Annotated in this window: 18 protein-coding genes; 11 read left to right on the top strand and 7 right to left on the bottom strand. The window is 66.5% G+C overall.

What is annotated here, in order from left to right; all coding sequences use genetic code 11:
• Positions 1–6: 6 nt before the first annotated feature.
• The 4 genes from CAURIS_RS04180 to CAURIS_RS04165 all read right to left on the bottom strand — a co-directional run bounded on the left by CAURIS_RS04180 (position 7) and on the right by CAURIS_RS04165 (position 5,326).
• Positions 7–1,710: a dipeptide ABC transporter ATP-binding protein gene (locus CAURIS_RS04180; protein WP_290342966.1), complete on the bottom strand. Its 1,704-nt coding sequence runs from the start codon at positions 1,708–1,710 to the stop codon at positions 7–9.
• The gene (locus tag CAURIS_RS04175; RefSeq protein ID WP_290342965.1) at positions 1,707–2,681 is read right to left on the bottom strand and encodes an ABC transporter permease; all 975 of its coding nucleotides are present in this window, start codon (positions 2,679–2,681) and stop codon (positions 1,707–1,709) included. Before CAURIS_RS04175 ends, CAURIS_RS04180 begins: the two co-directional genes overlap by 4 nt.
• The gene (locus CAURIS_RS04170; RefSeq protein ID WP_290342964.1) at positions 2,674–3,600 is read right to left on the bottom strand and encodes an ABC transporter permease; all 927 of its coding nucleotides are present in this window, start codon (positions 3,598–3,600) and stop codon (positions 2,674–2,676) included. Before CAURIS_RS04170 ends, CAURIS_RS04175 begins: the two co-directional genes overlap by 8 nt.
• A 112-nt stretch (positions 3,601–3,712) precedes the next feature.
• A complete protein-coding gene (locus tag CAURIS_RS04165; RefSeq protein ID WP_290342963.1) occupies positions 3,713–5,326 on the bottom strand; it encodes a peptide ABC transporter substrate-binding protein in 1,614 nt (537 codons plus the stop codon).
• 333 nt (positions 5,327–5,659) lie between these two features.
• Between CAURIS_RS04165 and CAURIS_RS04160 the strand changes: the two genes are divergently transcribed.
• From CAURIS_RS04160 to CAURIS_RS04140, 5 genes are all read left to right on the top strand, one after another.
• A complete protein-coding gene (locus CAURIS_RS04160; RefSeq protein WP_290342962.1) occupies positions 5,660–6,574 on the top strand; it encodes a DUF808 domain-containing protein in 915 nt (304 codons plus the stop codon).
• Between the two features lie 115 nt (positions 6,575–6,689).
• Complete coding sequence (locus CAURIS_RS04155; protein ID WP_290342961.1) at positions 6,690–7,124, top strand: cupin domain-containing protein; 435 nt, start codon at positions 6,690–6,692, stop codon at positions 7,122–7,124.
• Between the two features lie 154 nt (positions 7,125–7,278).
• Positions 7,279–8,244 carry a hypothetical protein gene (locus CAURIS_RS04150; RefSeq protein WP_290342960.1) on the top strand — a complete coding sequence of 322 codons (966 nt, stop codon included), beginning with the start codon at positions 7,279–7,281 and terminating at the stop codon, positions 8,242–8,244.
• Positions 8,245–8,309: 65 nt separating this feature from the next.
• Positions 8,310–9,611: a DUF4185 domain-containing protein gene (locus CAURIS_RS04145; RefSeq protein WP_290342959.1), complete on the top strand. Its 1,302-nt coding sequence runs from the start codon at positions 8,310–8,312 to the stop codon at positions 9,609–9,611.
• 10 nt (positions 9,612–9,621) lie between these two features.
• Positions 9,622–11,064 (top strand): DHA2 family efflux MFS transporter permease subunit, encoded by a 1,443-nt coding sequence (locus CAURIS_RS04140; RefSeq protein WP_290342958.1) that lies wholly within the window; start codon positions 9,622–9,624, stop codon positions 11,062–11,064.
• Positions 11,065–11,071: 7 nt separating this feature from the next.
• Here CAURIS_RS04140 and CAURIS_RS04135 read toward each other — a convergent pair whose 3' ends face one another.
• Positions 11,072–11,497: a GNAT family N-acetyltransferase gene (locus CAURIS_RS04135; protein WP_290342957.1), complete on the bottom strand. Its 426-nt coding sequence runs from the start codon at positions 11,495–11,497 to the stop codon at positions 11,072–11,074.
• Positions 11,498–11,518: 21 nt separating this feature from the next.
• On the opposite strand from CAURIS_RS04135, the gene CAURIS_RS04130 reads away from it, so the two are divergent.
• Together CAURIS_RS04130 and CAURIS_RS04125 are read left to right on the top strand one after the other, a co-directional pair.
• Complete coding sequence (locus tag CAURIS_RS04130) at positions 11,519–12,283, top strand: spermidine synthase (protein WP_290342956.1); 765 nt, start codon at positions 11,519–11,521, stop codon at positions 12,281–12,283.
• A 31-nt stretch (positions 12,284–12,314) separates the two neighbouring features.
• The gene (locus CAURIS_RS04125; protein WP_290343304.1) at positions 12,315–12,728 is read left to right on the top strand and encodes a GNAT family N-acetyltransferase; all 414 of its coding nucleotides are present in this window, start codon (positions 12,315–12,317) and stop codon (positions 12,726–12,728) included.
• Between the two features lie 3 nt (positions 12,729–12,731).
• Here CAURIS_RS04125 and CAURIS_RS04120 read toward each other — a convergent pair whose 3' ends face one another.
• Positions 12,732–14,219 (bottom strand): purple acid phosphatase family protein, encoded by a 1,488-nt coding sequence (locus tag CAURIS_RS04120; RefSeq protein ID WP_290342955.1) that lies wholly within the window; start codon positions 14,217–14,219, stop codon positions 12,732–12,734.
• Positions 14,220–14,372: 153 nt separating this feature from the next.
• Here CAURIS_RS04120 and CAURIS_RS04115 point away from each other — a divergent pair, with 153 nt between their 5' ends.
• Positions 14,373–14,534 (top strand): hypothetical protein, encoded by a 162-nt coding sequence (locus CAURIS_RS04115; RefSeq protein ID WP_290342954.1) that lies wholly within the window; start codon positions 14,373–14,375, stop codon positions 14,532–14,534.
• Positions 14,535–14,625: 91 nt separating this feature from the next.
• On the top strand, positions 14,626–15,153 hold the full coding sequence (locus CAURIS_RS04110) for a hotdog fold domain-containing protein (RefSeq protein ID WP_290342953.1): 528 nt from the start codon (positions 14,626–14,628) through the stop codon (positions 15,151–15,153).
• A gap of 2 nt (positions 15,154–15,155) precedes the next feature.
• On the opposite strand, the gene CAURIS_RS04105 is transcribed toward CAURIS_RS04110, so the two are convergent.
• Complete coding sequence (locus CAURIS_RS04105; RefSeq protein ID WP_290342952.1) at positions 15,156–16,232, bottom strand: alcohol dehydrogenase catalytic domain-containing protein; 1,077 nt, start codon at positions 16,230–16,232, stop codon at positions 15,156–15,158.
• A gap of 520 nt (positions 16,233–16,752) precedes the next feature.
• Here CAURIS_RS04105 and cmtR point away from each other — a divergent pair.
• Together cmtR and CAURIS_RS04095 are read left to right on the top strand one after the other, a co-directional pair.
• Positions 16,753–17,112 (top strand): Cd(II)/Pb(II)-sensing metalloregulatory transcriptional regulator CmtR, encoded by a 360-nt coding sequence (gene cmtR / locus CAURIS_RS04100; RefSeq protein ID WP_290342951.1) that lies wholly within the window; start codon positions 16,753–16,755, stop codon positions 17,110–17,112.
• Positions 17,109–19,001: a heavy metal translocating P-type ATPase gene (locus CAURIS_RS04095; protein WP_290342950.1), complete on the top strand. Its 1,893-nt coding sequence runs from the start codon at positions 17,109–17,111 to the stop codon at positions 18,999–19,001. Before cmtR ends, CAURIS_RS04095 begins: the two co-directional genes overlap by 4 nt.
• Positions 19,002–19,268: the final 267 nt, after the last annotated feature.

The following is a 19,268-nucleotide window of genomic DNA, read 5'->3' as shown; positions in this document are numbered from 1 at the left end:
GCGGCGCTAACCCAAGTCGATACCCAGCTCCTCTCCCGTGCCGAGCTCTATGTTGAGACCGGGCACCGAGTTGATCAGGTTCTTCGTGTACTCGTGCTGGGGCGCGCCGAAGACCGCATCGGCCGAGCCCTGCTCCACGACTTGGCCCTGGCGCATGACCACGATGTCGTCCGCGGTCTGGCGCACGACGGCGAGGTCGTGGGTGATGAACAGGTAGGACAACTTCAGTTCCTCCTGCAGCCCGGTCAGCAGGGTGAGGATCTGGTTCTGCACCAGCACGTCGAGCGCCGAGACAGCCTCGTCGAGGACGATGACCTCCGGGCGCAGCGCCATCGCGCGGGCAATGGCGATGCGCTGGCGCTGCCCGCCGGAGAGCTCGTTCGGGTAGCGGCGCATGGCCGAGCGCGGCATCTGGACCATGTCCAAAAGCTCCGCGACGCGCTCCTCGCGCTGCTTGCGGTTGCCCACCTTATGCAGAGTCAGCGGCTCCTCGATGCAGCGGTAAATGGAGTACATCGGGTCGAGGGAGCCGTAGGGGTTCTGGAACACCACCTGCATCTTGCGGCGCATGTCAAAAAGCTCGCGGCCCTTCAGCGAGGAGACGTCGCGGCCCTCGAACTCAACACGGCCGCTGGTGGGCTCGAGCAGCGAGAGCACCATGTTCGCCACCGTGGATTTACCCGAGCCGGACTCCCCCACGAGGGCCAGCGTCGATCCGCGGCGCAGGTCGAATGTGACGTCATCAACCGCGCGCAGGGTCTTTTTGGCGCCGCGCTGGCCGCGCACGTCGAACTCCTTGACCAGGTTCTTCACACCCACGACCACCTCAGAGCCGGAGGCCTCGTGGGCGAGAGCCTCGGAGGTGTGCAACCCTTTCGCCTTCGCCGACTGGATGCGCGCCGAGGCCAGCGAGGGCGCCGCCTTCACGAGGCGTTGGGTGTACGGGTGGCGCGGGTGGCGCAGGATTTTCAGGCTCGGGCCCTTTTCCACGATGCGCCCGCGGTGCATGACCACGAGGAAATCAGCGCGCTCGGCTGCCAGCCCAAGGTCGTGGGTGATGAACAGCAGTGCGGTTCCCAGTTCCTCGGTGAGCCCGTCGAGGTGGTCCAGGATCTTCTTCTGCACCGTCACGTCGAGCGCGGACGTCGGCTCGTCGGCGATGAGCAGCTTCGGGCGCGCCGCCAACCCGATGGCGATGAGCGCGCGCTGGCGCATACCGCCGGAGAACTCGTGGGGGAACTGTTTCGCGCGGCGCTCCGCATCCGGCAGCCCCGCCTCCTCCAGCACCTGCATCACGCGCTCGTGGCGCTGCGAGCCCTCCACGACGTTATTCGCGCGCAGCGCCTCCTCCACCTGCGTGCCAACGCGCCACACCGGGTTCAGGTTGCTCATCGGATCCTGCGGCACCAGCCCGATCCTGCTGCCGCGAATATCACGCCACTCCTTCTCGCTCAGGGCCGTAAGTTCTTCGCCCTCGAGCTTGATCGAACCGTGGGTGACTTTCCCGGTGCCGGGCAAAAGCCCGAGGATGGACATCGCGGCCGTCGACTTGCCGGAGCCGGATTCGCCGACGATGGCGACGGACTGGCCGGGGTAAACGGTGAGGTCGAAGTCGCGCACGGCCTCGACGGTTCCTGTGGTGGACTCGAAGGTGATCTTCAGGTCCTCGATCTCGAGCAGGGGCTCTTCGTTCAACACTTTCTCACTCATCGCGTCCGTGCCTTCGGGTCGAGGGCGTCGCGCACCGCGTCGCCCATCATGATGAAGCTCAGCACCGTCAGGGCCAGAGCAATTGCTGGATAGAACAGCACCATCGGCTGGGTGCGCAGCGAAGCCTGAGCGGCGGAAATGTCGCCGCCCCAGGACACGACGGTGGACGGCAGGCCGATGCCCAAAAACGACAGCGTCGCCTCGGCGACGATGAACGTTCCCAGCGCCACGGTGGCGTAGACGATGATCGGCGCCGCCGCGTTCGGGATAATGTGCGAGCCGATAATGCGCACGTCCGAGGCCCCGAGTGCGCGCGCGGCGGTGACGAACTCGTCGTTTTTCACCGCGAGGACGGCGCCGCGGGTAATGCGAGCGATCTGGGTCCAGCCGAACAGGGACAGGGCGAACACCACCATCCACACCGAGCGGTCATTCCGGAAGACGGACATCACCACAATCGCGGCGAGCACCAGCGGCACCGCGAAGAAAATGTCGGTCAAGCGCGACAGAATCGTATCCCACAGGCCTCCGTAGAAGCCGGCAATCGCCCCCACGAGCCCGCCGACGAGAGTGACCAGCAGCGTCGTGAGCACGCCCACCGTCACCGAGGCGCGCGCGCCGTACACGGTGCGCGAGTAGATATCGCAGCCCTGCCGGTCGAAGCCGAAGGGGTGGCCGCTGCGCGGGCTGTCGAGGGAGTTGGACAAGTCGCAAGCTCGCGGGTCCACACTGGTAAACAGACCCGGCGCGATGGCGAGCGCTAGAGCGAAGAAGATGAGGACGGCGGAAACCCAAAACAGGGGACGTCGGCGCAGGTAGCGCCACGCCTCGCCCCACTGGCTCAGCGGAGCAGACGAATCAGGGACGGCGTCGACGGCGCCCAGGCCGACCTCGTCCGAGTCCGCGATGAAGTACTGCTGGCCACGGCGGGCGTCGACGTCGTGAAGCGATGCGGGAGTGGTGTCAGACATAGCGGATCCTTGGGTCGAGAACGGCGTAGAGGAGGTCGACGATGAGGTTGGCCACGATATAGACGATGACGAGCACGGTGGTAAACGACACAACGGTCGCCGGCTCGCCCTTGATGATCGCCTGGTAAATCGTGCCGCCTACGCCGTTGATACCGAAGATGCCTTCGGTGACAATCGCGCCGCCCATCAGGGCGCCGAGGTCCGCACCGAGGAACGTGACCACGGGGATAAGCGAGTTGCGCAGCACGTGGCGCGTCATCACCTGGCCCCCGCCCAGGCCCTTCGCCCGGGCAGTGCGCACGTAGTCCGCGCGCAGGTTCTCGCTCACCGACTGCCTGGTCAGCCGGACCACGTAGGCGCACGAGAGCGCGCCGAGCACGATAGCCGGCATGAGCAGAGCCTCGAAGGTTTCGTTGCGGCCCACCGTCACCGGCAGAAGGCCCCACTTCACACCCACGACGTACTGCAGCACGAAGCCGATGACGAAGGATGGAACGGCGATGACCACGAGGGAGGCAACCAGGATGGTCGAGTCGAAGATGCCGCCGCGGCGCACACCGGCGATGACGCCGAAGATGATTCCGAAGACAGCCTCGAAAGCGAGAGCCATGACCGCGAGTTTGACCGTCACAGGGAAAGCGTTCGCCATGACGGAGGAGACCGGCTGGCCGGAGAAGGTCGTTCCGAAATCGCCGGTGAAGATGCCCTTGATATAGAGCAAGTACTGGACAATGAAAGGCTTGTCGAGGTTGTATTCGGCCTCGATGCGTGCGCGCGCCGCGTCCGACAGACCGCGGTCGCCGCCGAGGGCGGCAACGGGGTCGCCCGGCATGAGGAACACCAGCGCGTACAGAAGCAGCGTGGCACCGAAGAACACCGGGATCATCTGGAGCAGCCGTCGCCCGATATAACGCAACATGTTTGCGGGCTCTCCTTATACCTGAATGAGCGTGAGGGGAGTGAAAGTGGGTGAACGCCAAACACCCCGCCGGCGGGCCGGAGGGGTGAACGGGCTCTAGCAGGCCACGAAGCTAGTTCTTCGTGATCTCGTAGTAGACCGGCAGGGACTGCCAGCTAAAGGTGACGTTATCCACCAGCTCGGAGTAACCGCCGGTGACATTCGAGTACCACAGCGGAACGGCCGGCAGGTCCTGGAGCAGGATCTCCTGCGCCTGGTTGTACGTCGGGTTCGCCTCCTCCGCGCTGGCCGCGCCGGCGGCCTCATTCAGCAGAGCATCGAACTCGGGGTTGGAGTAGTCGCCGTCGTTGGAGCCAGCGCCGGTGGCGTACAGCGGCGCGAGGAAGTTACCCAGCAGCGGGAAGTCGGCCTGCCAGCCGGTGCGGAACGCGCCCTCGATGGTGCGGCCGGTCACGTCGTCGCGCAGCGACTTGAAGTCCGGGTACGGGTTGCCCACAGCGTCGATCTCGAGGGTGTTGCGGATCGAGTTCGCCACCGCGTCCACCCACGCCTGGTGTCCGCCATCGGCGTTGTAGGAGATGGAGAACTGGCCGGTGAACGGCGCGATCGCGTCCGCCTCCTCCCAGAGGCGCTTCGCCTCCTCCGGGTCATACTCGAGCACCTCGGCGCCGTTCAGGCTGTCCGAGTGGCCCGGGATGACCGGGGAGGTGAAGTCGGTGGCGGGCGTGCGGGTGCCCTCGAAGATCGTCTCGGTGATCTGCTCGCGGTCGATCGCGCGCGAGATCGCCTGCCGGCGCAGCTGCCCCTCTTCGCCAGAGAAGTGCTCAAGGTTTTCCGGGATGGTGAAGGACTGGAAGATCGCTGCCGGCTGGTTGACGGCACGCTCTCCCAACTCGTCTTCGAAGGTGGCAAACGCGGAGTCCGGGATGGCGTCCAGCACGTCGAGGTTTCCGGCCAAAAGGTCTGCGTAGGCGGCGTCCTGCTGGGCGTAGAAGACGAAGGTGATGCCGTCGTTCTGCGGCTGCCGGTCGCCGTTGTATTCCTCGTTGGGAACGATGGTGGCGTCCTGGTTGTGGTTCCACTCGGCAAGCGTGTAGGGGCCGTTGCTCACCGGGTTCTCGCCGTAGGCGGCGAGGTCATCGTAGGCGGAGGGGTGCAACGGGAAGAAGGCGGAGTAGCCGAGCTGCTCGGGGAAGTCAGCCTCCGGCTGCTCGAGCTCAATGGTGAAGGTCCGCTCGTCGACAACCTGCAGACCCTCCATCGCTTCCTTACCCTCTTCGAAGCCGAGAATCGGCGCGTAGAAGGACGCTGCCAGCAGGGCTTCCTTCATGGTGTAGTTCCACGCGTCCACGAAGTGATCGGCCGTGACTTGGGTGCCATCGGACCACCGCGCGTCCTCGCGCAGGGTGACGCGGTAGGTCTTGTCCCCCTCGAGCTCGATCGACTCCGCGAGATCGTTGTGGGACACACCCTCGCTGTCGTAGTACTTCAGCCCGGCGTAGATCATGTCGACGATGCGCCCGCCGCCGTTTTCGTTGGTATTGCCCGGGACAAGGGGGTTTTGCGGCTCGGTGCCATAGGCCGTGACGTAGTTGGTGCCGCCGCCTTCGCCGCCCTCGCTGCCCTCGCCTCCTTGCGCGTCGTCCGAACCGGAATCGCCACAGGCGGCAAGGCCGAGTGTCAGGCCGCTAGCCGCGATTACTGCTGCTGCCTTGGTAAAGCGCACAGCTCCTCCTTTACTTCTCGCGCGGTACAGCGCGGTGGTTTAGTCGGGAAACAACCATCAGTGTGGCGGACCACACAGAATAGGCTTCACACATTTCACCACACACACTCAGCAAACCGGACATTTTTTGTTAACTTTCTGGCCACAAAGTCTTTTCGTGCAGGCTAAACGGGCGCCGTGGCGGGGGTAGCTCCACCCCCGCGTGCGCGTGTCAGGCGGCATGGAGCGGTTCCGGCGCGCCGGAGAAGACGTCGACAAGCATCTCGCTCGCGACGCGCTAAAGTTAGGCGCTATTCCTCCCGGGTGTCCCACCCCCGACCGAAAGGCGCCTCCATGTCCGGTGGTCTCCTAGCCTTGCTTGACGACGTCGCGCTTATCGCGCGCAGCGCAGCGTCCTCTGTCGACGACGTCGCCGGAATGGCGGCGAAAACCTCTACGAAAGCGGCGGGCGTGGTCATTGACGACGCCGCCGTCACCCCCCAGTACGTCGCCGGCGTGAGCCCCGCCCGCGAGCTGCCGATGATTTGGCGCATCACCAAGGGCTCGCTGCGCAACAAGCTGCTCATCATCCTGCCACTTGCGCTGCTGCTCAACGCGGTGGCGCCGTGGGCGCTGGTACCACTCCTCATGCTCGGCGGCGCGTACCTGTGCTACGAGGGCGCGGAAAAAATCGCCCACAAGATCTCCTCTTCGGCGCACGAGGAGGAGCGGCGCGCGGTGAACAAGACGGCTGAGGACGAGGACGCGCTGGTCAAAAGCGCCATCACCACCGACCTCATTCTCTCCGCGGAGATCATGATCATCTCCCTCGACGAGGTCAAGGACCAGCCCGTGGCGATGGAGGCGGCGGTCCTCATCGCCGTGGCGATCCTCATTACCGTCGCCGTCTACGGCGCGGTGGCGCTTCTTGTCAAGATCGACGACATCGGCCAGGGCATGATCCGGCGTGGGCGCGCCCCAGGGCTCGGCCGCGCCCTGGTTAAGGGGATGCCCTACGTACTCTCCGCGATCGGCGTCGTCGGCACCGTGGCCATGTTGTGGGTCGGCGGGCACCTCATCATCCGCGGGTTCCACGAGGTCTTTGGCTGGCATTGGCCGCACGACCTCATCGAGCGCGGTGTCAGCGCCGTCGGCGGTGGTTTTGCGGGTTGGCTCGTGGACACCGGTGTGTCCCTCGTGGCCGGCCTGATCGTTGGCTTCGTCGTTTTCGGGATTGTCTCGCTTGTAGCCTCCGCGCGACGCCGCTGAGCCCCGCCCGCTGAGGCCCTCGCTGCCGGGCACGGCGCTGCTCGGGCCGCGGCCGGTGGCGGCGAAAGTCACTATGGTGGGAAGTGCACCCGAAAACCCCACAGAAGGAGCAGATATGTCTGACGTACTGCGCACCGATCACGGCCCCGGCCCCTTTGTCATGGACGTGGAGAAGGCCACCGTCGACAACGACGCCTTCCGCGACACCCTGTGGACCGGCAAGAACCTCCAGCTCACGGTGATGTCCATCCCGCCGGGTGGCGAGATCGGCGCCGAGATCCACGACGGCCACGACCAGTTCCTGCGCCTCGAGGCCGGCAAGCTGCGCGCCCAGATTGGCAGCAGCGAAAACGACCTCGAGGTCGACCAGGTCGTTGAGGACGACGACGCGATCTTCGTCCCGGCAGGCAAGTGGCACAACTTCGTCAACGAGTTCGACGAGACCGCCAAGCTCTACTCCATCTACGCCCCGCCGGAGCACCAGCCGGGCACCTTCCACCAGCAGAAGGCGGACGCCGACGCCGACGAGCAGGAAACCTCCGGCGTCTAATCGCGCTCGCTGCCGCGAGGCTACCCCGAGCTACAGGGCTCGGGGTTTTTCGGTTTTCGGCGCCTGCAATACCGCCCGACAGCGCCCTGCGCTGCTCTGCCTACAATGACTCGGGTACGCGCCCGCCAGAACACCCAAGCGAAGGAGTCTACCGATGACCTCGCAGCACTATGTTCTCTCCCCGTCCGCGTGGGGCGCGGCCGAGGAACTACCGGTGGATAACCTCGTCCAGGCATTTTTGTTTTCGGATTTCGCCGCGGTCACCGGCACGAGCTACGTCGCCGTGAGCCTGCAGCCGGACCCGTTGAGCGGGGCGTGGCGCGTGCGCTACCGCGGGGGCGTACTCGGCGAGGTTGGGGCCGCCGAGCGGGGGCGCTTCCCGGACGTCCAGGCGGTGCACGCCGCAGGACTTCTCCCCGAGACGCTCGCCGGGGTGCGCCTCGACCGCACCACCGGGCTGTTCGAGGCGACCGTGTTCCTCCCACCCGCCCCCCTGGCCGTCCCGCGCAACGACGCCCCGCAAGGATCGCGGGTGCTGCCCGCCGGCGACATGGTCCCTGTGGACGCCTCCTCAGGGGACTACTCAGCCGCGGAGATCGCCGAAGCCTCGCCGGGCCAGTGGATCGTCGGGCTGCGCGTGCTTGACGGGGTGGTCGTGGCCACCCTCGGCCCGCGCGTCCTCGGCCACGTGCCGGAGGAAGACAGCCGCGTGATCGGTCCGGCGCTTGAGAGCAGCTCCGGCGCCACTTTTTCCGCCCGCGCCTACTTCCTGGAGGGAATGGCCGGGCTCGACCTTGACACAGGGGCTTCCTCCCCGTCCGCGGCCGCAGCCTTACCCGGCCTCGGCGCGCGCCGGGCCTCTCGCCCTGGCGCGGAGGTGACGGAGTTTCCGGACGGCACGTGGGCGGTGTCCGTGGCGCGGGAGGAGGCCGCCGACGACGTTTCTCACGCCCAGGGTGCCCGGCGCATATCCACGCCCCCGGCGCCGAGCGTCGATTTCACCCCGACGCGGTCGTGGAGCGTATCGGCGGGCAACTACCTCACCGAGGTGGAGAAGGTACGGCTGCGGCGCCAGGCGGAGGGTGCTGTCGTGGAGGGGCGCCACCGGCTCGTCGATTAGGAGCGCAAACACTTCTGGGGTGCTACAGTCACGGTGTTTCCCGAATTAACATTCACGAGGCTGCCATGTATTTTCCCTCCCGCGCCCTTGCCGTGCTCGCCGCCGGGGCCACCGCGCTCACCCTGGTCACCGCCCCGCTCGCCAGCGCCCAGAGCTCTCTGTCCTCCGCGTCCTCCCTGTCCTCCCTGTCCTCCGCGTCGTCCTCGACGCTCGGCAGCTCCGGGCGGGTGGACAACTCGGACCCCTTCCCCCTGCCCAAAGAGCCCGGAACGCCGGTTGAGATGCCGGGCGGTGTTGTCGTTCGGATCATGGGGGACCTGCTCGGGCGCGGTTTCTCCGACCACGTCGGTTTTCGCTCCGGCGACCTCGGCATCATGGCCCCGCTGCGCAAAAATGGCGAGTTCGCCCTCATCTTCGGCGATTCCTTCCGCGGCGCGACCCTGGGGGCCGGCGAGTGGCTGAGCCCCGTCGGCGTCGTCGCGCAGCTGGCCGACGGCATCATCGAGATCCTGCGCCCGCTCAACCCGGGGGGACGCGTGGAGCAGCTGATCCCCTACGACCGCTCAGAGGGCGACACCCTCACGTTGATCCCCTCCGATGTGATCAACATCGACGGCACCCTCTACCTGCAGGGAATGTGGAACCGCGGGATCGGCAACGTCCTGTACACCCAGATCTGGAAGTCCATCGACGACGGGGCCACGTGGTCCTCTCTGGGCACCACGAGCGCCGACTATATGAAGGGGATGGGAAACCTCATCTCCTGGGAGCGCGGCAGCGACGGCTACATCTACGTTGTTTCTTCCAGCTTCACGCGCAAGCACGACGTTTATCTGTCGCGTTTTCGCCTTGAGCAGATCGGCGACCGCACCTCGTGGCAGCTCTACGACCCCACCACCGGGCAGTGGTCCTCCCAGGCCACCCCGATCCTGTCTGACAACGTGCGCGCCGGCGAGATGAACCTGCGTTACATCGACGGCTACTGGGTGCTGGTGATGTTCAACGAGGAAACGCTGCAGATAGAGGTCCGCGCCTCCACCGAAATCGCGCGCGACTGGAACGACGTCCCCGTGGCCGTCGTGGCCACAAACGGCCCGTGGCGCAACCCGCAGACCCCGGCGAACTTCTCGCAGCCCTATGGCGGCTACATCGTGCCCGGCTCCACCCTGGCCAACATGGATATCGTCGTTTCGCAGTGGAACACCGCCACGAACGCGCGCTACAACGCGACGCAATTCAACGTCACGGGCCTAGACACCTTCTTCGGCCTCGCGCGGCCGGCAACAGTGGACGCGAGCGACATCGAGGTCACCGAAGCGCCCGCCTCCCCGGGCACGCTTATCGACGCCCCACCCGGCGCGCTGTAAAGTTCGGTCGGTGACCGACACCCAGCGCACTCCCCCGTGGCCGGCCCTGCTGTCCATGATGCCGGGGTTCTTCATGATCCTGGTGGACTCCACCATCGTCTCCGTGGCCATCCCCGCCATCACGGCGGGCCTTGACGCCGGCTACAACCAGGTCATCTGGGTCAACAGCGCCTACCTGCTGGCCTACGCGGTGCCGCTCTTGGTCACCGGGCGCCTCGGCGACCGCTTCGGGCCGCGCTCGCTCTACCTCGCGGGCCTCGCCGTGTTCACCGTGTCCTCGCTGGCCTGCGGGCTGGCGGGGACCGTCGAGGCACTCATTATTGCCCGCGCCTTCCAGGGTTTGGGCGGGGCGATGGTGACGCCGCAGACGATGTCGGTGATGATCCGCACCTTCGCGCCGAACGAGCGCGGCGGCGCGATGGGCGTGTGGGGCGCGACCGCCGGTCTGGCCACCGTCACGGGCCCACTCCTCGGGGGCCTGCTTGTCGACGCCGCCGGGTGGCCGTGGATCTTCTTTGTCAACGTCCCCGTCGGCGCCGTGGGCCTTATCCTCGCCTGGATCCACGTGCCTGCCCTGGAGCGCTTCGCCCGCAACTTCGATTGGCCGGGAGTTGCCCTGAGCTCAGTGGGCATGTTCGGCCTCATCTTCGGCATCCAGGAGGGCGAGAGGCTCGACTGGGACCTGCGCGCGTTCGGCCTCATCGGGGCCGGGTTGGCGCTTGTCGCCGTGTTCCTGTGGACGCAGGCGCGGACCCGCCGTGACGCGCTCGTGCCGCTCGTGCTCTTCTCCGACCGCAACTTTTCGCTCGCCGCGGTGACGATCGCGACCGTCGGTTTCACCGTGTCAACCGCGATGATCCCGTGGATGATCTACGTCCAGTCGGTCCCGGGCCTGTCACCAACCCAGGCCGCGCTGCTGATCCTGCCCTCCGGCATCGTCTCCGGTTTCTTGGCCCCGTGGATCGGCTCGCTCACCAACACCCACCCGCCGAAGCCGTTCGCTGTGGCCGGGCTCGCGCTCACCGGCACGTCGGTGGCATTGACGGCACTTCTGGCTAACCCGCAGATAAACCCGGTGTGGATGCTCGCGGTCTCCGTCGTGGCGGGCCTGGGCAATTCGATGATGTGGGGGCCGCTTTCAATGATCGCCACCCGCAACCTCAACCCGCGGCTGGCCGGGGCCGGATCCTCGGTGTACAACACGGTGCGCCAGGTCGGGGCTGTTGTCGGCTCGGCCTCCATCGCCGCCGCCATGTCCACTCAGCTCGGCGCGCGCGTGGGACCGGGGGCGGCGGCCGCTCCGGCGCAGCCGGGCCCCCTCCCGGAGCCGCTGCACGAGCCTTTCGCCCAAGCGATGTCCGCCTCCCTCTGGGTTCCGGCCGGTGTGATCCTCGCCGGCGCCGCCGTGGCGCTCTTCTTCGCGCCGACACGCTCGTGGGGCGACGGGGACTGACGCGCTCCTAGGCCTCCAGCGACGTGCCCCACACCGGGGCGTCGAGGCGGCGGAAGCCGACGCGCTCCCAAAACGCCACACCGGCGTCGTTGCCCGGGGCGATCATCAGGCAGGCGCTGCTCGCCCCCTGCTCCCGCAGAAACTCCCTCGCCCCCTGTGCAAGCAGGCGGCCGATTCCGCGGCCCTGCACACCGGGGCGCACGCCGGTCATGTGGATCCAGCCCAGGTGGCCGTCGTACCCCGCAATGCTCGCTGCGTGGATGGCACCCTCGGCGTTGTCATCCTCGACGACGATGACCGCGCTGCTCGCGTTCGCGAGCGCGCGGTCGAAGTCGCGCGGCGGGTCGTTCCAGGGCTGGGTGATCCCGGAGGTGTCCCACACCTCGAGGACGGCCTGCTTGTCTGCGGGGGTAGCGTGGCGCACTGTCGGCATGTCAGACAACAATAGTCTTTTATGCAGCAGCGCAAGCCGCGTCACCCGCGGAAGCGGATCGAGGGCACCTACCCCACCTCGACGGGCACCGCGCGCATCGTGGCCGACCCGGCGCGCGACGGCGCCTACACCCTCGAGGTCAACGACGTGCCCGGCTCCCACGTCGTCCTCGGCGCTCCCGAGGTCCTCACCTTCGACTACATGCAGTGGATCGCGGGGCTCATCGACGCTCCCCCAACCACCGTTCACCTCGGCGCCGCCGCCTGCTGCCTGCCCTCCTACGTTCACCAGCGCTGGGGCGCGCGCACGGTTGCGGTGGAGATCGACGCGGAGCTGGCCCGCCTCGTGCGCTGGGCCTTCGAACCGGACGTGGAGATCGTCGTCGCCGAGGCACGCGCCTTCACCCACGCGCTTGCGCCTGGCTCCGTCGACGTCCTCGTGCGCGACGTCTTCTCGGGTCCCGCCACCCCCCGGCACCTGACCACCGTGGAGTTTTACCGCGCCGCTCACCGCGCCCTCGCGCCGGGCGGCGTGTACGCGGCGAACGTTGGGGACCGGGCGGGGCTTCCCGAAACGCGCGCGGAACTGGCGGGGCTTCGCGAGGTCTTCGCCCACGTGGGGGCGATCAGCACCGCCGACATGCTCGACGGCCGCGCCTATGGCAACATCGTGCTCGCCGCCTCCGACCGCCCGCTCACCTACGCAGGCCCCGCCCTTTTCCGAGGCGCCGAATGGGCCACGCAGCTTGGCGGCACGCCACGCCACGACAGGAAGGACCCCACGTGATCCGGCTCGCTCAGCTTCACGACGCCCCCCCCTGCTGGCCACGCTCCTGCGCGATTTCAACACCGAATTCGGGACCCCAACCCCCGCCCACGAGGTTCTCTCGCGGCGTTTCGCCGCCCTGCTCGCCTCCGACGCCGCCTTTGCGGCGCTCGCCGCGCCGGACGAGGGCTTCGCCCTCGTCACGCTACGCCCCACCCCCTACTGGGACGGGCCGGTCGCTGTCCTCGACGAGCTCTACGTGCGCCCCGCGCTGCGCTCTCGCGGCATCGGCTCGCGCCTGCTCGAGCGCGTCGAGTCCGAGCTCGCCCGGCGCGGCTGCCTGGAGCTGCACATCAACGTCGACGCGGCAGACTCCGGGGCCAGGCGCTTCTACGAGCGCCACGGGTACTCCAACCGCGACCCGGATTCGGGCTCCGAGATGTATATCTACCTGCGCGAGCTGTGACGCCTAGAAGCGCAGCAGGTTGAGAGCGAGGCCGGCCAAGGCACCCAGGGCCGCGACGGCCACGGCGATACCGGCGATCGCTCCGACCGAAGAGCCAGTCGAGCTGGAAGAACCGGCAGAGCCGGACCCGGAGGGCGCCGGGGTGTCCTGCCGGAGCAGGGTGACGTCGTCGACAAGCGTGCCGTCCGCCGCGTTGAGGCTGCGGACCTGCAGCGTGGTCGGCGTGATGTTGACGACGGAGTAGTCCGGCGTGCGGTCCTGGTTCCACAGCGCGATCGTCGGGTGGTTCAGGCCGCGTGCGCGCGACTGCTCCAACGTCATGTCCGGGTACGTCTTGCCGTCATTGCCCTGGTAGTCGTAGTACTTCCCGCCAACCGCGGTGTTCAGCGTGAGGTAGAGGACGTCACCTTCCTCCGGGTGCAGCACGTCCCCGGGTGCGGCGTAGTGCTCCGGCACCTTGGGTTGCGCGCCGTTGATGAGGTGCGAGCGGTTGTGCATGTGGTCGTGCCCGTTCAGCACCACATCCACCCCGACCTCGGAGAAGACCGGGCCGAGCACCTCGCGCATCCGCACGATGTCGTCGGAGGTGTAGCGCCCACCCTGGGAGTGGAAGGCGAAGTGGTTCGCCACGATGATCCAGTCCTTGCCCTCGCCGTGAGCGGCCACGGTATCGCGCACGAAGGCTGCTTGCTCGTGTAGGCCCGCGTCGTCCTTTCGGTTGGAGTTCAGAGCGATGAACAGGGCGTTGTTCTGTTCGAAGAAGTAGTGCGAGGTATCGTCCAGCTCGTTGGGCAGGTTCCAGTGCTCCTTGAAGTGCCGCCGCGCCACGGGCAAGGGCAACACCTCGTGGTTGCCCTCGAGCGCTGCGGTGCGGAATTGGCGCAACTGAGGCGCCGAGAAGAACGCGTTGTACTGGCCGAGCGGGCCAATCAGATCGCCCCAGCCCTCCACCTGGTCCCCCAGGCTGAGGATGAGGGAAGAGTCGGGGTGGGCCGCGGTGGCGCTGTCCAGCGTCTCGCGCCACGTGGCGGCCTGTTCGGATATTTTGACATCCACGCCGATCTGCGCGTCGGCCACTGCGAGGAACGTCCAGTTGCCATCGCCGTCGTCGATAGTGAAGGATTCCGGCGTGCTCCACCCGCCCGCATCCGAGCCGATTTGGTAGCTGTAGGTCACCCCGGGGTCGAGGCCCGCGAGCTCGGCATGTCTCGAGCGGTACGCAATGGCGCCGAAGTCTGCCTCGCGGGCCGTGACCTCGCGCACCGCTGCGGGGTCGTTCACCGGGGCGACGCGCACGACCTCGGGGCCCGCATGGTCCGAGCGCCAGGAGAAGTTCACGCTCCTTGCGTCCGCCCCCACCCCCGTTGCCACGCGGTAGATGGGACCGCCTGCTGACGCATCCGCGGGCACGGCGTGAACGGCGGGGGTGCAGGAGAAAACGATCGCTGCGGAGGTAACCAGGGCGGTTCGTGCAACGCGGGGATGTGGCATGACGCAACCTTCAGATAGTCGAAAGAATACCTGTATATAAGAGCACATCTTTGTGTCTGGCGGTTGAATTCGGTATGAGCGCTAGGTTGCGCTTTCGCTACCTGGCGTAGCATGGGCACCTCACTGCACCGTCAAGCGAGAGAAAGGAACGCCATGCACAACGACCCCGCCAAGCCCGGCTACTCCTCCAAGGACAGCACCAACAAGCCGGTGGATCGTGACGATGACCAGCTGGCGCAGGATACCGGGTCCCACCTCGGCTACGGCGAGGAGGCACCCGAGAGCGTCGACGAAAGCCAGCGCGGCGACAACTAGGCGTCGACAACGCGCGAGCGCGCCGCGAGACCGATAGGCAATTACGCTTAACCGGCCCGCGGCGCGTCGTGCATCACTATTATTTCCGGGTATGACCCACGCTACTCAGTCACGCCCCGCGGCCCCCGAGGCCGACAACCGCATCGCCGCACTGTGGGACAGGTTGAGCACTTCCCCCCTCAAACGCGGCGTGTTCTCCACCATCTACTCGCTCAAGGCCCCCTATTTCCGCACCGTACTTCCGCGGGTGCGTGAGGTCGTGCCCGGGCAGCGCGTAGTCATCCGCCTAGGCAAGTGGTGGGGCGTGAAAAACCACATCGGCACGTTCCACGTCATCGCCGCGCTCAACGGCGCAGAGGCGGCCATGGGACTGCTCTGCGAGACGACGGTGCCCCCCACCCACCGCTGGATCCCCCGCGGCATGCGGGCGGACTACCCCGCGAAATCCACGGGCGGTCTGACAATCACCGCCACCGCGGACTTCCCTGACTTCGCAGAGATCACCCGCGAGACCGGCGGCCAGCTGGTCACCCTCACCTGCCAGATCGTCGATGACGCGGGCGTTGAGCCGGTGACCGCAGAGATCGACGTCTGGGTCACCGCCAAGCGGCCACGGTAGTCCTAGCGCTCCGGGGCGACCAGGATCTTGACGGACGTGCCTTCCTTGTCCAACAGCGCCGCAAAGCCCTTCTCCACGACGTCGTCGGGCGCGATCTTCGCGGAGATGTACGGATCCAGGTCGATGCGCCCGGAGTGGACGGCGTCGATCGCCTCGTCGTAGTCCCTGCGGGTGTAACCGTAGGCACCCTGGACGACGATCTCGGTCCGGTGCAGGCCCTTGAGCACGTCGAATTCCAGCGGCTTGCCGGGAATGGCGACGAGCTGCAGGTGGCCGCCCGGGTGAAGGGTGCCCGCCAGCTCGTGGATCACCGGGATAACACCGGCGCAGTCGAAGGCGACGTCGGCAAGCAGCCCGTCGCTGTTCTCCTTGACCACCTCAAGCAGGTCCTCCTCCATCGGGTTGACGCCAACCTCGGCCACCCCCGTCTTCAGGGCGAGATCGCGGCGCGCGGAGTTAGGTTCGGAGATGATGACGCGGGCGCCGCGGGCGGTCGCCACCGCCGCAACGAAGACGCCGATCGGCCCGGCACCGCCAACGACGACGACGTCGCCCTCCTCGACACCGGCCAGGCGCACCGCGTGCGTGGACACGGCCAGCGGCTCGATCATCGCCGCGTGCTCCAGCTCCATATCGCCGACCGGCACGGCCACTTGGGCCGGCACGTTCACGGCCGCGCTCAGGCCGCCGCCCCAGCCGGACAGGCCCAGGCCCCACACCTTCTGGCAAAGGTTGGTCTTGCCCGCCTTGCACGCGACGCACTCGCCGCACCACACGCCGGCCATAACCGCGACACGGTCGCCCTCCTTGAGGTCTTCGACGCCCTCGCCGACAGCGGTGACGGTGCCGGAAAACTCGTGGCCCAGGGTGACGGGAAGCGAAGCCCCGGTCACAGGCTGCGGCTTGTCCTCGTCCGGGGTGACCGGGTAGGACGGGCCGTCCTGGTAAAGGTGGAGGTCGCTGCCGCAGATGCCGGCCCAGCCGACGTCGAGGGTGACCCAGCCCTTCTCAGGGGCGCCGGGCTCCTCGACCTCATCGACGCGCAGGTCCTTGGCTCCGTAGAGACGAACAGCTTTCATGTCGCTTTTCCTTCCTTAGTCTGAAAATGGACACCCTCTACGTTACCCCCGTAGGGTTTATCCATCATCCGGCTTGGAAAAGGGAGGGACGGAAAAGCCGCGCCCGTTCGCTCTCGCCTTCGCACGCTTTTCGACGCCAACCCGAAACCGTGGCGCCTTGAATCGCGGCGCGGGGCGCTTCGACGCCCGTTAGACGTTGAACTTGAACTCCACGGTATGTAGTTGCAAAGTTACTTTCTCGTTAGCCTGCAACAATCAGAAAACAGTAATTACGTCAGTACACAGAGAACATATGGGCGCATGGAAACACGTAAAGGTTTTGCGGGATGGCGTGGACGTCAACGTGAAGATTCTGGAGAACCTCACCGCCCACGTCGCTCCCGCGCTGGGTGGCAGCCGAACCACAAAGGATCAGTCATCTGCTATCCCATCGACTAATTCCTGCAGGTCGCAGGACCTTCGCGCAACTGTCAGTTCAGTGCATGTTGAATAGTTCAGCGCACGTTGTATTATTCAGCACATGCTGACTATCGATTCGCGCCTCGACGTCATGAACCGGCTCGGCCGGGCCATGGCTGATCCGACACGCTCCCGAATCCTGATGACCCTACTCGACGGTCCGGGCTACCCGGCCGAGATTTCGCAAAGCTTGGATCTGACCCGCTCTAAGGTCTCGAACCACCTGTCCTGCCTACGCGATTGCGGCATCGTCGTCGCTGAGCCGGAGGGCCGTAAGGCCCGCTACGAAATTGCCGATCCGCACCTCGCGGCGGCGCTCGAAGCGCTGGTCAACGCGACGCTGGCCGTCGACGAGAATGCCCCCTGCCTCGACACTGAGTGCTCGGTGCCCGGCTGCGGCGAGAAAAGAACGGACGCATGAGTTCAGCATGTGGATGCGAACACGAACCCGCCACGGAGATCGAAGAGCTCGATCGGCCATGGTGGAAGGACCCCGAGCTACTGCTACCGATCTTCTCCGGCGTAGCCCTCATTACAGGACTAGCGCTAGACTGGTCCGACTTGGAGACGCCCGCAACGGTACTGTATTGGCTTGGCCTGCTGTTGGGCGCTTACACGTTCGCACCTGGAGCGATCCGGAACCTTGTCACGAAGCGCAAGCTCGGCATTGGCTTGCTTATGACGATCAGCGCGGTCGGCGCGGTGATCCTTGGTTTCGTCGGAGAGGCCGCAGCACTGGCGTTCCTGTACTCGATCGCCGAGGCGCTTGAAGACAAGGCGATGGACCGGGCCCAAGGCGGACTGCGGGCACTGTTGAAGCTGGTACCGCAAACCGCGACCGTGCTGCGCGACGGTACGACGGCCGAGGTCGCTGCGAAGGACCTTGAGGTTGGCGAGCTAATGGTCGTACGCCCCGGGGAGCGAATCGCCACGGACGGCATCATTCGATCCGGACGCTCCAGCCTTGACACCTCAGCGATCACCGGAGAATCCATTCCGGAGGAGGTTGCGCCCGGTGACGAGGTACCCGCGGGAGCGATCAACTCCGTCGGTGTGCTGGCGGTCGAGACGACCGCAGCTGGAACGGACAACTCGCTGACCACACTCGTCGACCTCGTCGAACAGGCGCAGGCGGAGAAGGGTGACCGCGCCCGGATCGCCGACCGAATTGCCCAACCCCTAGTGCCCGGGGTGATGATCCTGGCGGTGCTGGTCGGCGTAATCGGCTCACTGCTGGGCGACCCCGAGACGTGGATCACCCGTGCGCTGGTGGTCCTAGTCGCAGCGTCGCCGTGCGCGCTGGCAATCTCCGTGCCGCTGACGGTCGTGGCCGCGATCGGCGCGGCCAGCCAGTTCGGAGTAGTCATCAAGTCCGGCGCGGCGTTCGAGCGACTCGGCGGCATCCGTCACCTAGCGGTGGACAAGACCGGAACCCTTACCCGCAACCAGCCCGAGGTTACCGGAGTGGTCCCGGCAGACGGATTCGATCGGGCGCAGGTGCTTTCCTTCGCGGCGGCGGTTGAGCAGCAATCGACGCACCCCCTCGCCGCGGCGATCGTGGCAGCGGAGCCCGAAGCGCCCACAGCCTTGGATATCAGCGAGGAAGCCGGTCATGGCATCGGCGGCACCGTCGAAGGCCGACGGGTGCTGGTGGGCAGCCCCCGATGGATCGACGCCGGGCCACTGAAGGCGGACGTTGAGCGCATGGAGCCCGAAGGCCAGACCTGCGTCCTGGTCACCGTCGATGACGCTCTCGCCGGGGCGATCGGGGTGCGCGACGAGCTGCGGCCCGAGGTTCCCGAAGCCGTGCAGTCCCTGCACGACAACGACGTGGAAGTGAGCATGCTCACCGGCGACAACACTCGCACCGCCCGGGCGCTTGCTGAAATCGCCGGGATCGACGACGTGCGCGCCGAGCTGCGACCGGAGGACAAGGCAAGCATCGTCGCCGAACTCTCCTCCAAGACGCCGACGGCGATGATCGGCGACGGCATCAACGACGCGCCGGCACTGGCGGGCGCAACGGTGGGCATTGCGATGGGAGCAACCGGCTCTGACGCCGCGATCGAGTCCGCTGACGTCGCCTTCACTGGCCACGACCTCCGGCTGATCCCGCAGGCGCTGCAGCACGCCCGCCGAGGCAGCAGGATCATCAACCAGAACATCGTCCTGTCCCTGGCCATCATCATCGTGTTGATGCCACTGGCGATCAGCGGTGTGCTGGGACTGGCCGCCGTCGTGTTGGTACACGAAGTCGCCGAAGTCATCGTGATCTTGAACGGCCTGCGGGCCGCACGAGCGAAACGCTGAGGCTGTGACTGGCAAGTCTTATAAGGGTTAAACCACGCGCCGAGCGCGCACACACGTTGGACCAGGCGAGTCATTCGAGTTCACCACCTGGTCCTTCTCGATGCGTGCAGGCACGGGAACTGTAGGTGAACCTAATAGTTCAACGGCCCGATACCGCTTGCAGATTCTTCACACGAGGTAGCGGAATGAACCGAGGCCGAACGAAAACCGGAGTTAGAGACAGCGCTCTTCAACCTACCCCCCAATAACGCGAAACGCCATTAACGC

The organism is Corynebacterium auris (assembly GCF_030408575.1).
Classification (GTDB): Bacteria; Actinomycetota; Actinomycetes; order Mycobacteriales; family Mycobacteriaceae; genus Corynebacterium; species Corynebacterium auris.
The sequence above is the reverse complement of the archived record's forward strand: the minus strand, read 5'-3'. Positions and strand labels throughout refer to the sequence as shown.

Excerpts from the sequence above, each read along its gene's own strand:
- CAURIS_RS04180 (WP_290342966.1), bottom strand. The coding sequence starts at position 1,710 with ATGAGTGAGAAAGTGTTGAACGAAGAGCCCCTGCTCGAGATCGAGGAC.
- CAURIS_RS04175 (WP_290342965.1), bottom strand. The coding sequence starts at position 2,681 with ATGTCTGACACCACTCCCGCATCGCTTCACGACGTCGACGCCCGCCGT.
- CAURIS_RS04170 (WP_290342964.1), bottom strand. The coding sequence starts at position 3,600 with ATGTTGCGTTATATCGGGCGACGGCTGCTCCAGATGATCCCGGTGTTC.
- CAURIS_RS04160 (WP_290342962.1), top strand. The coding sequence starts at position 5,660 with ATGTCCGGTGGTCTCCTAGCCTTGCTTGACGACGTCGCGCTTATCGCG.
- CAURIS_RS04155 (WP_290342961.1), top strand. The coding sequence starts at position 6,690 with ATGTCTGACGTACTGCGCACCGATCACGGCCCCGGCCCCTTTGTCATG.
- CAURIS_RS04150 (WP_290342960.1), top strand. The coding sequence starts at position 7,279 with ATGACCTCGCAGCACTATGTTCTCTCCCCGTCCGCGTGGGGCGCGGCC.
- CAURIS_RS04145 (WP_290342959.1), top strand. The coding sequence starts at position 8,310 with ATGTATTTTCCCTCCCGCGCCCTTGCCGTGCTCGCCGCCGGGGCCACC.
- CAURIS_RS04135 (WP_290342957.1), bottom strand. The coding sequence starts at position 11,497 with ATGCCGACAGTGCGCCACGCTACCCCCGCAGACAAGCAGGCCGTCCTC.
- CAURIS_RS04130 (WP_290342956.1), top strand. The coding sequence starts at position 11,519 with ATGCAGCAGCGCAAGCCGCGTCACCCGCGGAAGCGGATCGAGGGCACC.
- CAURIS_RS04120 (WP_290342955.1), bottom strand. The coding sequence starts at position 14,219 with ATGCCACATCCCCGCGTTGCACGAACCGCCCTGGTTACCTCCGCAGCG.
- CAURIS_RS04115 (WP_290342954.1), top strand. The coding sequence starts at position 14,373 with ATGCACAACGACCCCGCCAAGCCCGGCTACTCCTCCAAGGACAGCACC.
- CAURIS_RS04110 (WP_290342953.1), top strand. The coding sequence starts at position 14,626 with ATGACCCACGCTACTCAGTCACGCCCCGCGGCCCCCGAGGCCGACAAC.
- CAURIS_RS04105 (WP_290342952.1), bottom strand. The coding sequence starts at position 16,232 with ATGAAAGCTGTTCGTCTCTACGGAGCCAAGGACCTGCGCGTCGATGAG.
- cmtR (WP_290342951.1), top strand. The coding sequence starts at position 16,753 with ATGCTGACTATCGATTCGCGCCTCGACGTCATGAACCGGCTCGGCCGG.
- CAURIS_RS04095 (WP_290342950.1), top strand. The coding sequence starts at position 17,109 with ATGAGTTCAGCATGTGGATGCGAACACGAACCCGCCACGGAGATCGAA.